General features: G+C 54.6%; 12 protein-coding genes. 5 read left to right on the top strand and 7 right to left on the bottom strand.

The window, feature by feature from the left end:
* Positions 1-6 precede the first annotated feature (6 nt).
* Positions 7-204: a hypothetical protein gene (locus tag AWR26_RS04675; protein WP_074922545.1), complete on the top strand. Its 198-nt coding sequence runs from the start codon at positions 7-9 to the stop codon at positions 202-204.
* On the opposite strand, the gene thyA is transcribed toward AWR26_RS04675, so the two are convergent.
* The 4 genes from thyA to rppH all read right to left on the bottom strand — a co-directional run bounded on the left by thyA (position 182) and on the right by rppH (position 4,834).
* A complete protein-coding gene (gene thyA / locus AWR26_RS04670) occupies positions 182-976 on the bottom strand; it encodes a thymidylate synthase (protein WP_064563961.1) in 795 nt (264 codons plus the stop codon). The genes AWR26_RS04675 and thyA overlap by 23 nt on opposite strands.
* A gap of 6 nt (positions 977-982) precedes the next feature.
* Positions 983-1,858, bottom strand: a complete 876-nt coding sequence (gene lgt / locus AWR26_RS04665; protein ID WP_064563959.1) for a prolipoprotein diacylglyceryl transferase — start codon at positions 1,856-1,858, stop codon at positions 983-985.
* Between the two features lie 186 nt (positions 1,859-2,044).
* A complete protein-coding gene (gene ptsP, locus AWR26_RS04660) occupies positions 2,045-4,291 on the bottom strand; it encodes a phosphoenolpyruvate--protein phosphotransferase (RefSeq protein ID WP_043956742.1) in 2,247 nt (748 codons plus the stop codon).
* Positions 4,292-4,303: 12 nt separating this feature from the next.
* Complete coding sequence (rppH, locus tag AWR26_RS04655; RefSeq protein ID WP_035887639.1) at positions 4,304-4,834, bottom strand: RNA pyrophosphohydrolase; 531 nt, start codon at positions 4,832-4,834, stop codon at positions 4,304-4,306.
* 681 nt (positions 4,835-5,515) lie between these two features.
* Between rppH and mutH the strand changes: the two genes are divergently transcribed.
* The 4 genes from mutH to AWR26_RS04635 all read left to right on the top strand — a co-directional run bounded on the left by mutH (position 5,516) and on the right by AWR26_RS04635 (position 8,521).
* Positions 5,516-6,211, top strand: coding sequence for a DNA mismatch repair endonuclease MutH (gene mutH / locus AWR26_RS04650; protein WP_064563951.1), 696 nt, complete (start codon positions 5,516-5,518; stop codon positions 6,209-6,211).
* 63 nt (positions 6,212-6,274) lie between these two features.
* The gene (locus AWR26_RS04645) at positions 6,275-6,988 is read left to right on the top strand and encodes a TerC family protein (protein ID WP_064563950.1); all 714 of its coding nucleotides are present in this window, start codon (positions 6,275-6,277) and stop codon (positions 6,986-6,988) included.
* A gap of 144 nt (positions 6,989-7,132) precedes the next feature.
* Entirely contained in the window at positions 7,133-7,351 is a 219-nt protein-coding gene (gene ygdR / locus AWR26_RS04640; RefSeq protein ID WP_007370351.1) for a lipoprotein YgdR, read from the top strand.
* A 129-nt stretch (positions 7,352-7,480) separates the two neighbouring features.
* Positions 7,481-8,521: an NADP(H)-dependent aldo-keto reductase gene (locus tag AWR26_RS04635; RefSeq protein ID WP_064563946.1), complete on the top strand. Its 1,041-nt coding sequence runs from the start codon at positions 7,481-7,483 to the stop codon at positions 8,519-8,521.
* Positions 8,522-8,523: 2 nt separating this feature from the next.
* Here AWR26_RS04635 and lplT read toward each other — a convergent pair whose 3' ends face one another.
* The 3 genes from lplT to AWR26_RS04620 all read right to left on the bottom strand — a co-directional run bounded on the left by lplT (position 8,524) and on the right by AWR26_RS04620 (position 12,413).
* Positions 8,524-9,714 carry a lysophospholipid transporter LplT gene (gene lplT, locus AWR26_RS04630; RefSeq protein ID WP_064563944.1) on the bottom strand — a complete coding sequence of 397 codons (1,191 nt, stop codon included), beginning with the start codon at positions 9,712-9,714 and terminating at the stop codon, positions 8,524-8,526.
* Entirely contained in the window at positions 9,707-11,866 is a 2,160-nt protein-coding gene (gene aas, locus AWR26_RS04625) for a bifunctional acyl-ACP--phospholipid O-acyltransferase/long-chain-fatty-acid--ACP ligase (RefSeq protein ID WP_064563941.1), read from the bottom strand. The genes lplT and aas overlap by 8 nt, the downstream gene beginning before the upstream one ends.
* 265 nt (positions 11,867-12,131) lie before the next feature.
* On the bottom strand, positions 12,132-12,413 hold the full coding sequence (locus AWR26_RS04620) for a hypothetical protein (RefSeq protein ID WP_064563939.1): 282 nt from the start codon (positions 12,411-12,413) through the stop codon (positions 12,132-12,134).
* Between the last annotated feature and the right edge of the window lies 1 nt (position 12,414).

Below are 12,414 nucleotides of genomic sequence, written 5' to 3'. Positions count from 1 at the left end.
GGCAGTGTGCAAGCGGTAGATGTTCAGATCGAGGCAGAAAAGGGAAAATTACGAGGCATTACGAGAGAAAAAAGTGCATTTGCAGTGGCTTGCACAGCGGTTGCGAGCAGCGCCGAAAAACCGTTTTTTGATGAAAAAAAACCGGCGCATTACTGCACCGGTTGTGTCATGTTCAGCCTGGTCAGACAGCGACCGGCGCTTTAATTGCCGGGTGCGGATCGTAACCTTCAATGTCGAAATCTTCGAAGCGGTAATCAAACAGCGACTCAGGCTTACGTTTGATCACCAGTTTCGGCAGCGCGCGGGGTTCGCGGCTGAGTTGCAGATGCGCCTGCTCAAGATGGTTACTGTAGAGGTGCGTATCGCCTCCCGTCCAGACAAAATCACCCGGCTCCAGATCGCACTGCTGCGCCATCATATGCACCAGCAGCGCATAGCTGGCGATATTGAACGGTAGCCCAAGGAACACATCGCAGGAACGTTGATAGAGCTGGCAAGAGAGCTTGCCGTCCGCCACATAGAACTGGAAGAACGCATGGCAAGGTGCCAGCGCCATTTTATCCAGTTCGCCGACGTTCCAGGCCGAAACGATAATGCGGCGAGAGTCCGGATCGTTTTTCAACTGGTTGATAACCGTTGAAATCTGATCGATATGGCGACCATCCGGCGTTGGCCATGCGCGCCACTGTTTACCGTAAACCGGGCCGAGATCGCCCTGCTCGTTGGCCCATTCATCCCAGATGGTGACGTTGTTTTCGCGCAAATAAGCGATATTGGTATCGCCCTGCAGGAACCACAGCAGCTCATGGATAATTGAACGCAAATGGCAGCGCTTGGTGGTCACCAGCGGGAAGCCGTCCTGCAGATTAAAACGCATCTGATGGCCAAAAATAGACAACGTGCCTGTCCCGGTGCGGTCGTTTTTCGGGGTGCCTTCGGTCAGCACCTTTTGCATCAATTCTAAATACTGTTTCATGGTTCCTCAGGAAACGTGTTGCGGCGAACGATGGCGGTACGCCCAAATCATCATAATAGCGCCTGCGACAATCATTGGAATGGAGAGGATCTGCCCCATGCTGATGTACTGCACCCATTCGCCGGTAAACTGCGCGTCGGGCTGGCGGAAAAATTCAACAATGATACGGAACGCGCCGTAGCCAATCAGGAACAAGCCGGAGACCGCGCCGGTCGGGCGTGGTTTGCGGATAAACAGGTTAAGGATGATAAACAGGACAACGCCTTCCAGCGCCAGCTCATAGAGCTGTGACATATGGCGCGGCAGCACGCCGTAGGTATCAAAAATCGACTGCCATTCCGGATGCGCTGGCAGCAACGCGGCATCTTCCGCACGCGAGCCGGGGAACAGCATAGTAAACGGGAATGAGGGATCGACGCGGCCCCATAATTCACCATTAATAAAGTTACCCAGACGTCCGGCACCCAGACCAAAGGGGATCAACGGCGCAATAAAATCAGAGACCTGGAAGAAGCTGCGTTTAGTACGACGCGCGAAAATCACCATCACAACGATGACGCCAATCAGGCCACCGTGGAAGGACATACCGCCATCCCACACGCGGAACAGATAGAGCGGATCGGCAAGGAACACCGGGAAATTATAGAACAACACGTAGCCGAGGCGGCCACCCAGAAATACCCCCAGGAAACCTGCATAGAGCAGATTTTCCACTTCGTTTTTCGTCCAGCCGCTGCCCGGACGGTTAGCCCGACGCGTAGCCAGCCACATGGCAAAAACGAATCCTACAAGGTACATCAACCCGTACCAGTGCAGGGAGACGGGCCCAATGGAAAAAATCACCGGATCAAAATCGGGAAAACGCAGATAGCCACTGTTCATCTGTCACCACAACTTGTTGTTCTTCCGCCGAAAGTGGACAGCGGTTTACATACGCGGCCGCAACCGGCAGCCGCTCCAAAGGGGCGAATCATAGCATAAGGGGGATGCATGAGTTGCGCCGAAGTTGTAAAAGATATGTATAGTCCGACAGCTACGCACTTATTTTACGGCTGAATAAGCAGACACTTAAATCCCGCCGCGGATCAGACCGCCCAGCCCACGACGCTCCATAAAAGCGGCAATCTGGTGGCGAACTTCGGCGGCTAACTGCGCCTCAAGCGTGCGGTTTGCCAGCACCCGCGCCTCTTCAGCATCAATGCGCCGCAGCAAATATTTGATGCGCGCGACCGAACGCCCGTTCATCGACAGATGGCGATAACCAAGGCCTATCAGCACGGCGACACACATCGGATCTCCGGCCATTTCACCACACAGGCAAAGGTCGATACCTAACCGTTCCGCCTCGGTTGCCACCATCGACAACGCACGCAGCACGGCCGGATGCAGGCTGTCATACATTGTCGCTACGCGGGTATTGTTGCGATCCACCGCCAGAATATACTGCGTCAGATCGTTGGTGCCGATGGAGATAAAATCAACGCGGCTTGCCAGATGCGACAACATAAACACCATTGAGGGCACTTCCAGCATCACGCCAATACGCGGGCGTGGAATGGCGTAGCCGATCATCTCCTCGACTTCACGTCCGGCGCGTTCAATGAGCCGTTTGGCTTCATCCACCTCGTCAATACTGGTGATCATCGGCAAGAGAATACTGAGGTTGCCGGTGGCCGCATTAGCGCGCAGCATGGCGCGCACCTGCACGAGGAAAATTTCCGGCTGATCGAGCGTAATACGAATGCCTCGCCAGCCAAGACAGGGGTTTTCCTCGCTGATGGGCATATAGGGCAATTGTTTATCAGCGCCAACATCCAGCGTACGCAGCGTCACCGGCTTGTCGTTGAACATTTGCAGCATGCCCTGATATTGCGCCACCTGCTCCTCTTCCGACGGAAAGCCGTTTTGCAGCATAAAGGGAATTTCAGTGCGGTATAGCCCGATACCGTCGATGCGGCTGCCGAGTTTCTCTTCGTGCTCCGGGCTTAAGCCAGCATTCAGCATCACTTTCACCCGCTCGCCGCTTTTAAGTTGCGCCGCCAGATTGACGTCATCTTCGGCGAGACGGCTGAGCTCATTCTCCTCAGTGATAAGACGCTGGTATTCCTGTAGCAGAACCGGTTCTGGATCCACCAGTAATTCGCCACGGTAACCATCGACAATCAGCGTACGGCGATGCAGCGCAGAAGGCTGAATATCCGCCCCCATCACCGTCGGAATGCCAAGCGCGCGCACCATGATCGCGGCATGAGAGTTGGCGGCACCGTCGCGCACCACCACGCCAACCAGCCGATCGTGCGGCAACTCAGCCAGCGTTGTCGCCGAAAGCTCATCGGCGACCAGCACAAAGCGCTCCGGCCAGGTATTCGGCCCCTGAATATTGTCATCAAGGTGGAACAGCAGACGCTGACCAAGGGTCCGGAGATCGCCAGCGCGTTCTTTCAGATAACCATCGCTGAGCGCGGCAAACTGTTCGGCGAAGCTTTCGATCACCGTTTTCACCGCCCATTCGGCCACCGCACCTCTATCCACTTCTTCGAACAGCTCACGGCGCAAACGCGCATCGGAGAGCAGGTGGGAATAGAGATCGAAAATCGCCGCCGTCTCTTTTTGCGCGCCGGCGGAAAAACGCTTGCTGTAACGGCGAAATTCGTTGGCAGCCTCTTCCAGCGCGCTGGTCAGCCTTTCGCGCTCAAGCGAGGTATCCAGCGTCGATGCCGGATAAACCTGCTCCATCAGCGGCAGGGTTTGATCCATCCAGCCTTCGGCAATGGCAACCCCCGGCGAAGCCGGCAGCGCACGAATACGTGTCTGCCGATACTGACCAAACAAGGCGTTTAATTGTGACTGGGAAAGGATCGCAGCGACCTGGGTGGCCAGTGTGACCAAAAAGGACTCTTCGCTTTCATTGTACTGGCGCAGCTCACGCTGCTGCACAACCAGTACGCCAAGCAACTGGCGGCGCTGGATAATCGGTACGCCGAGAAACGCGCGAAAACGCTCCTCTTTTACCGCAGGAATATATTTAAAGCTGGGATGTTTCTGCGCATCGGCAAGGTTGATGGGTTCCGCCAGTCGGCCAATCAGGCCCACGATCCCCTGATCGAATGCGAGTGTGACAGTACGGCCGCGCGGCTTTTTTAAGCCGCGCGTCGCCATCAGATAAAAACAGCGCCTGTCGTGATCTGCAAGATAGACCGAGCATACTTCGGTTTCCATCGCCAGACACACGTCGGTAACCAGTATCTCCAGCGCTTCGTTAAGACGCGGCGCGCTGGCAACTTTCTCAACTATTTCTCGCAGTCGGGTGAGCATAATGTGGGTGGCTTAACCTCGTTTACGTCGCCAGGCAGGTGCGTTTTGTGGCTTAGGAGGCGTTTCCTGAAGCGATAACACCGCACTTGCAAACTCTTTCATCACCCGCCGGTAGACGTCGCGTTTAAACGAGACTACCTGACGAACAGGATACCAGTAGCTTACCCAACGCCAGCCATCAAACTCAGGGGTGCTACTGGTTTGCATATTGATTTCTGCATCATTACCAATCAACTGCAAAAGAAACCATTTTTGTTTCTGGCCGATACAAACCGGCTTTGTGTCCCAACGCACCAAACGTTTCGGTAACTTGTAACGCAACCAGTTACGGGTAGAAGCAAGGATACGAACATCTTTACGACTTAAGCCCACTTCCTCGAACAGTTCCCGGTACATCGCCTGCTCCGGGGTCTCGCCTGGGTTGATTCCCCCCTGGGGAAATTGCCAGGAGTGCTGCCCGAAGCGTCTGGCCCACATCACCTGGCCCTGTCGATTGCAGATTACGATTCCCACATTTGGGCGGTAGCCATCGTCATCAATCACCGGACTACCTCAAAATAAACCTGAATGACGAGATTGTTTCACACTCCCGGAAAACGGTAAACCACTCTATGACAGGGATACGAACGGATAACGATTGAATAACTCACAGTTTGCATAAGAGTTATAAACACCATCCCCTGCCTCCGACGGGTTTTATTCACCTTTTCTGTGGATAGAGTTGTGAAAAAGTATGGAATTACCCAGGGAAAACCCAGAACAGTCTGAATAAGCCATTTATCGGGTAAAGAAATAAAATTCATGGATTCATTTAGTTAAGTGACTTATCACCGGATTTTTGCAGCATAATGTGACGATCATCACTCTCAGGATCCTTCCGCTGATGAAAGATCGAACAGAGCCGTTTTTATCCACAGATTATGCCAATAAGTTAGGCGTATTTTGTGCAGAAATTCGATTTTCATCGCACGTCAAGGCTGTAAATGGAAACAGTAGTGAGGGTTTTCACCAGTTATCCCATTTTTCTGTGGATAACATGGTGTAAGATCCTGTTCATTGTCAGTGACCAGATTTGGAAAACCTGACGGGCTGTTGCGCAACACATTGCACACATAAATAAATTATCTTTTAAATCATTGCGTTGCCAATATTCCGCGGAAAACGGTAAACTGGCAGAACACGGTGGAAAACTCCTGCCTGTTTTTTAATCAAAAGGTTAGTGACATGTTCGCGTTATCTCCTTTCACTTCGCCACCCGAATCCGAGGCTCAGTTACTCGCTCAGGCCCAGCGTCTGGCAGGCTATTCGCTTGGTGAGCTGGCGGCGTTAGCGGGATTGCCGGTGCCGCACGATCTGAAACGGGATAAAGGCTGGATCGGTGTGTTGCTCGAGTTATGGCTGGGCGCCAGCGCCGGAAGCAAACCCGAGCAGGACTTCGCCGCGCTGGGCGTCGAGTTAAAAACCATTCCGGTGGATAACCAGGGCCGCCCGCTGGAAACCACCTTTGTCTGCGTCGCTCCGCTCACCGGGAATAGCGGCGTGGTGTGGGAAACCAGCCATGTCCGGCACAAGCTGAAACGCGTGTTATGGATCCCGATTGAGGGTTCGCGCGAGATCCCGGTAGCCGATCGCCGCGTCGGATCGCCGCTGCTCTGGAGCCCCAATGAGGAAGAAGAGCAGCAGTTACGCCAGGACTGGGAAGAGTTGATGGATCTGATTGTGTTGGGCCAGGTCACGCGTATTACCGCCCGTCACGGCGAAGTGCTGCAATTACGTCCCAAGGCCGCCAACAGCAAAGCGCTGACGGAAGCAATTGGCGAACACGGCGAGCCTATTCTCACGCTGCCACGCGGTTTCTACCTGAAAAAGAACTTCACCAGCGCGTTGCTGGCTCGCCACTTTTTGCTCTCCGGATATTAATTTTTTGCCACAGCCTCACTGACGCTTATAATTAGCGCTTCTTTTTTTGCAGGACTTTTATTGATGTTATTTGCATGGATCACCGATCCTAACGCCTGGCTTGCGCTCGGTACGCTGACGCTGCTGGAGATCGTGTTAGGGATCGATAATATTATTTTCCTCTCTCTGGTTGTTGCAAAGTTACCTGGTGCGCAACGTAATCACGCCCGTCGGCTTGGGCTGGCAGCAGCAATGGTAATGCGGCTGCTGCTTCTGGCTTCTATTGCCTGGGTAACAAGGCTGACGCATCCGTTATTCACCCTTTTTGATCACAGCGTTTCGGCGCGTGACATGATCCTTTTTCTCGGCGGATTGTTCCTGATCTGGAAAGCGAGCAAAGAGATCCACGAGTCGATCGAAGGTGAAGAAGAAGGGCTGAAAACTAATGTTCACTCCTTCCTCGGCGCTATCGTGCAGATCATGCTGCTGGATATCATTTTCAGTCTTGATTCGGTGATTACCGCGGTGGGTCTCTCCGATCATCTGTTTATCATGATGGCCGCCGTCGTGATCGCTGTTGGCGTGATGATGTTTGCCGCGCGTCCGATTGGCGAATTTGTCGATCGCCATCCGTCGGTCAAAATGCTGGCGCTGTCGTTTTTGATTCTGGTTGGCTTTACGCTGATCCTCGAAAGCGTTTCGATTCATGTGCCGAAAGGTTACATCTACTTCGCGATGTTCTTCTCGATCGCCGTCGAGTGGCTTAACCTGTTGCGTAACAAGAAAAATCCGCTGTAAGCAAAGCGCTTCTCCGGCCGGGGAAGCGCTTTTCATTTCTTTACCTGCTCTCACCGCTATTTTCAGAAAATCTCCCTTTTCCAACGCGAAACAGCGGGTTATTACTAGACTGTGTGTGACGCATGCCATGAGAGGGTCTGAGCGATGAAAAAATGGGCGGTGATTATTTCTGCAGTAGGTTTAGCTTTTGCGGTTTCCGGATGCAGCAGCGATTACGTAATGGCAACAAAAGACGGCAGAATGATCCTGACGGATGGTAAGCCGGAAATTGATGATGATACCGGGCTGGTCAGCTATCGCGATCAGCAGGGCAACAAAATGCAGATTAACCGTGATGATGTCTCCCAGATTATCGAACGCTAAGAAATACCTTTAAAGGTCAGTGACCTGCTGACCTTTTTGTGAATTTTCCCTTTCCCTTTTGCTTCCCCTCTGCCATGTTTATAGTCCTTTGTCAGGACTACTGACGTTGTATTTTTGAGGAAGCCGGCTATGCAGTATCACCGTATCCCCCACAGTTCGCTGGAAATTAGCACCCTGGGGCTGGGCACAATGACGTTTGGTGAACAAAACAGCGAAGCCGACGCCCATGCACAGCTCGATTACGCCGTCAGCCAGGGAATCAACCTGATTGATGTCGCAGAGATGTACCCTGTTCCGCCACGCCCGGAAACGCAGGGTTTAACCGAAACCTATGTCGGCAACTGGCTGGCAAAACGCGGCAACCGCGAAAAGCTGGTTATCGCCTCCAAAGTCAGCGGCCCAAGCCGCAACAATGACAGCGGGATCCGTCCGGATCAGGCGCTCGATCGTAAAAACATCCGCAGCGCGCTGGATGGAAGTTTAAAACGTCTGCAAACCGATTATCTCGATCTCTACCAGGTTCACTGGCCGCAGCGCGCCACTAACTGCTTCGGCAAGCTGGGTTATAGCTGGGTAGAGAGCGCGCCGGTTGTGACGCTGCTGGAGACGCTGGAAGCGCTGACTGAGTTTCAGCGCGCGGGCAAAATTCGTTATATCGGCGTTTCGAACGAAACCGCCTTTGGCGTGATGCGCTATCTGCATCTGGCGGAAAAGCATGAACTGCCGCGCATTGTCACCATCCAGAACCCGTACAGCCTGTTAAACCGCAGCTTTGAAGTGGGCCTTGCGGAAGTGAGCCAATATGAAGGTGTCGAGCTGCTGGCCTACTCCTGCCTCGCCTTCGGCACGCTGACCGGGAAATATCTCAACGGGGCAAAACCCGCAGGCGCGCGCAACACGCTATTCAGCCGCTTTACGCGTTACAGCGGTGAGCAGGCGCAAAAGGCGGTGGCGGCTTATGTGGATATTGCGAAGCGACACAATCTCGATCCGGCACAGATGGCGCTGGCGTTTGTCCGTCGCCAGCCCTTCGTCGCCAGCACCCTGCTGGGCGCGACGACGATGGAACAGTTGAAAACCAATGTGGAAAGCCTGCATCTGGATCTGAGCCAGGATGTGCTGGCGGAGATTGAAGCGGCGCACCAGGTATATACCTACCCGGCGCCGTAAACTTACCGGCGGCGCTGCCAGAACCACAGCGCCGCTATCGCCAGCGCAAAGATCACGCCAAAGCCGACGCCCGTTCCCACGACGGGTGCGCCGGCTTTTACCGCCAGCGAGTACAGCCCCAGCATTACCAGCATTGCCATGTTTTCGCCGAGATTCTGCACGGCAATCGCATTACCCGCCCCGACCGACGCTTTACCTATCGCCTGTAGCAACGCATTCAGCGGCACGACAAAAAAACCGCCCAGCATGCCGATCAGCATCAGAACGCCGTAAGCAGGCAGCAAAGCATGTTGTAACGAAAACAGTACCACGGCGACGCCAATCAAAACCCCTGCAGGCATACAGCGCGCGACAGTTTCCAGTGTGACCAGCTTTGCCGCCACCCCGGCACCGACCACAATCCCGACCGCCACCATCGCGTTCAGCCAGGTCGGCGTGGCGTTGTCAGTAATACCCAGCGCTACCGGCACCCACAGCACCAGCAGGAAGCGCAGCGTCACCCCCGCGCCCCAGAACAGGCTGGTACCCACCAGCGAAAAGCGGGTTTCACCGTTGCGCCACAAACTTTTGCAGGCGCTAAAGAAGCTGTGTGTCATCGGCGTAAAACGCCATGACTGCCCCGGCCGCGCAGCGGGCAGCTTCGGGATCAGCAAATTAGCGACGACCGCACCCGCATAAACCAGCGCACAAACGCCCAGCGCAGCAAGCACATGCCAGTCGGCCAGCACACCGCCCGCCACCGAACCGAGCAGAATGGCGGCAATGGTTGATGACTCCATCAGCCCATTGGCTTTAACCAGCTTATCCCCGGAAGTGATCTCGCCGAGGATGCCGTATTTCGCCGGAGAGTAAGCCGCCGCGCCAATGCCCACCAGCAGATAGCCAACAAACGGATTCACGCCAAAGCAAATGCTCGCGGCACCCAGCAGCTTTAAGCCATTCGCCATCATCATTACCCGGCCTTTGGCGAAACTGTCCGCCACCTGGCCGACAAAAGGGGCAAACAGGATGTAAGCACCCACAAACACCATTTGCAGGATCGGCTGGCTCCAGTCCGGGTAAAACTCGGCCTTCAGCAGCGCCAGCGTGGCAAACAGCAGCGCATTGTCGCCAAATGCCGAAAGGAACTGGGCGGCGATCACTGCCATCATTCCGCGCGACCACAGCGAGGCGCTGATCTCAGGTTTAAGCATGTTGGTTTTCCGCCTCGTCAACCATCGTTTTGAGCGTGACAAAATCAGGCTTGCCGCTGCCCAGCACCGGCAATTGCTTGAGATAACGAATGTCGCGCGGCACCGCCAGCTCAGGGATGCCCTGCGCACGTGCATATTGCAGAAGTTTGTCGCGCGTCAGCGATTCATCGCTCGTAAACATCACCAGCGCTTCACCTTTGCTGGCATCACTTTTAATCACCGTGGCATGCATTTTCTCCGGCGACACCGCCAGCGCAAGCTGTTCCACCGTCTCCAGCGAGATCATCTCACCGGCAATTTTGGCAAAACGCTTCGCGCGCCCCTGAATCTGCACAAACCCCTGCTCATCAAAGCGCACAATATCGCCGGTGTCATACCAGCCAGCTTCCTGCTCGCCGTGAATATTCTCCGCCGACGGCGCTTCCAGCACGCCGGGGTTTTCTACCCGCAGATAGCCGGTCATCACGTTCGGCCCTTTCAGTTGCAGGCGTCCGCCCTCTTCAATACCCGGCACCGCCATCAGACGCGCATCCATTCCCGGCAGAATACGGCCAACCGTGCCCGGTTTCGCCGCCATCGGCACGTTAATCGAAACCACCGGCGCACATTCGGTCACGCCATAACCTTCCAGAATGCGCAGGCCGAATTTGTCCTGCCACAACTGGCGCGTGCTCTCCTGGAGCTTTTCGGCTCCAGCCACGACATAACGCAGGCGGAAAAAGTCGTAAGGATTGGCGAAACGCGCATAGTTGCCGAGAAAGGTCGAGGTGCCAAACAGCACGGTACAGTTGCGGTCATAGACCAGTTCCGGCACCACGCGATAGTGCAGCGGGCTGGGATAGAGAAACACTTCCGCCCCGGTCAAAAGCGGCGTAAACAAGCCTACCGTCAGGCCAAACGAGTGGAACAGCGGCAGCGCCGACATAAAGCGGTCGTTGGCGGTAAAGTCAGCGATGGTTTTGATCTGCTCAACGTTAGCCAGAATACTCTTGTGGCTATGCACCACGCCTTTCGGGTTGCCTTCAGAACCGGAGGTAAAGAGCACCAGCGCCGGATCCTCCGGTTTCTGCGCCACTTGTGCTTTTAGCGGCGTCAGCAAATGGCGGAAAATCCATACCTTATCTTGCAGCGTAACATCGCCCTTCAGATCTTCCAGATAGACCCAGCGCACCTGGGTAAGCTGCTCCGGCAGATGCCAGAGCTTGCCTTTATCCATAAAGGTTCGCGTGGTGAAGATGGTTTTGATTTGCGCTGCCGTGATGGCGCTGCCAAGCCCTTTCACCCCGGCAGTGTAGTTCATCATCGCCGGGATTCGGCCACGGGCAATCGCCCCGAAAATGACCGCCGCGCTGATGCTTGCGTTGGGCAGCATCAAGCCAATTTTCTCCCCCTGCGTACTGTATTTTTCCAGGATGCGCGCAACGAACAGCGTCTTGGTCAGCAGCTTGCGGTAGCTGTCGGGAGTAAAGTTAATGTCTTCGACGCAGGGCTTGTTGGCGCCGAAACGGTACTGCGCGGCGAGAAACGCTTCAAACAGCGTCTCGCGCGGGCGCACGGCCATGCGCGCTTCCATCATGATTTGGTGCAGCATCTCGCCAGCGAGTTTGCGGCGATCGCGGGCGCGTGGTGCTTCCGGCATCGGTAAAGATGTCGGCGGCAGAATATGCAGCGTAATGCGTGGGAACAGGCGCTGTTTAACCAGCCCTTTCAGGCGGCTGAAATAAGTCAGCTCGGCGCCATCAATACGCAGCGGTATTACCGTTGCGCCCGATTTGGCAGCGACAAAACCTGCGCCATCATAGATTTTCATCAGAGAACCCGAGAGCGAAATGCGCCCTTCCGGGAAAATCACCACCGGGCGGCCCTGCTCGATCAGACGCACCAGATATTTAATCGACATCGGTTTGGTGGGGTCGAGAGGGACAAAGTCAACGATGGGGCGGATCCAGCGCATATACCACTGGCTGCTGATCGAGGAATAAACCGCAAAAACCGGGCGTACAGGCAGGAACAGCGCCAGCAGAATGCCATCAATAAAGGAGACATGGTTAGGGGTAATCAACACACGTTCACCGTGTAGTGCTTCAGTGCTGCCGGTCAACTGCACCCGGAACAAAACGCGAAACAGTTCGCGAAAAAAGCCCAGTAGCATCTCAACTCCTTTTGCCAGAGAAATAAGTAAGTTTGCAAATTGTGGCAGATTACACGAGAAGTGCCGGAGGAGAAATTCAGGGCAAAAAAAAACCTGCGCGTCCGCGCAGGTTGGTGCAAGAAATGAGTACGAAGAGCATACCGAATAAATCACCAATCAATACCTCTGGGATCTTGATTGTGGCGTTGGCGCGGGCGTACTGCCAGCGGGAAAAAGCAAGGGAATGAGCCGAAGTGAAACGAGGTGTGTCGATTCGCTTTGCTTGTTACAAGGCGGGCAAAAAAAAACCTGCGCATCTGCGCAGGTTGGTGTAATTCGAGTATGCAACCCGGGGGCTGCGCTCACCTATCAATACCTCTGGGATAACCACTCTGTCATGGGGGAGAACGCGCCACCAGCAGACAATCGAAACAGCTTTGCGCAAAGTGTAACTAAAGGTTTTACCTGTATTAATCGGCAAAACTTTTTTGTGTAACGGTTCCACGGCTTTCCGCCGCGTCACTTCACGTTTGCGCACTACCAGCAGGTAACTGCCTTGATTAGCCATC

This window comes from Kosakonia oryzae, from assembly GCF_001658025.2.
GTDB classification, from domain to species: Bacteria; Pseudomonadota; Gammaproteobacteria; order Enterobacterales; family Enterobacteriaceae; genus Kosakonia; species Kosakonia oryzae.
Note: the sequence above shows the minus strand (reverse complement) of the source record. Positions and strands in the feature narration are given on the sequence as shown.

What these genes read in the sequence shown, in the direction of transcription:
- AWR26_RS04645 (WP_064563950.1), top strand. Translation starts at nt 6,275, where the DNA reads ATGTTATTTGCATGGATCACCGATCCTAACGCCTGGCTTGCGCTCGGT.
- AWR26_RS04635 (WP_064563946.1), top strand. Translation starts at nt 7,481, where the DNA reads ATGCAGTATCACCGTATCCCCCACAGTTCGCTGGAAATTAGCACCCTG.
- thyA (WP_064563961.1), bottom strand. Translation starts at nt 976, where the DNA reads ATGAAACAGTATTTAGAATTGATGCAAAAGGTGCTGACCGAAGGCACC.
- aas (WP_064563941.1), bottom strand. Translation starts at nt 11,866, where the DNA reads ATGCTACTGGGCTTTTTTCGCGAACTGTTTCGCGTTTTGTTCCGGGTG.
- ptsP (WP_043956742.1), bottom strand. Translation starts at nt 4,291, where the DNA reads ATGCTCACCCGACTGCGAGAAATAGTTGAGAAAGTTGCCAGCGCGCCG.
- AWR26_RS04620 (WP_064563939.1), bottom strand. Translation starts at nt 12,413, where the DNA reads ATGGCTAATCAAGGCAGTTACCTGCTGGTAGTGCGCAAACGTGAAGTG.
- lgt (WP_064563959.1), bottom strand. Translation starts at nt 1,858, where the DNA reads ATGAACAGTGGCTATCTGCGTTTTCCCGATTTTGATCCGGTGATTTTT.
- mutH (WP_064563951.1), top strand. Translation starts at nt 5,516, where the DNA reads ATGTTCGCGTTATCTCCTTTCACTTCGCCACCCGAATCCGAGGCTCAG.
- lplT (WP_064563944.1), bottom strand. Translation starts at nt 9,714, where the DNA reads ATGCTTAAACCTGAGATCAGCGCCTCGCTGTGGTCGCGCGGAATGATG.
- ygdR (WP_007370351.1), top strand. Translation starts at nt 7,133, where the DNA reads ATGAAAAAATGGGCGGTGATTATTTCTGCAGTAGGTTTAGCTTTTGCG.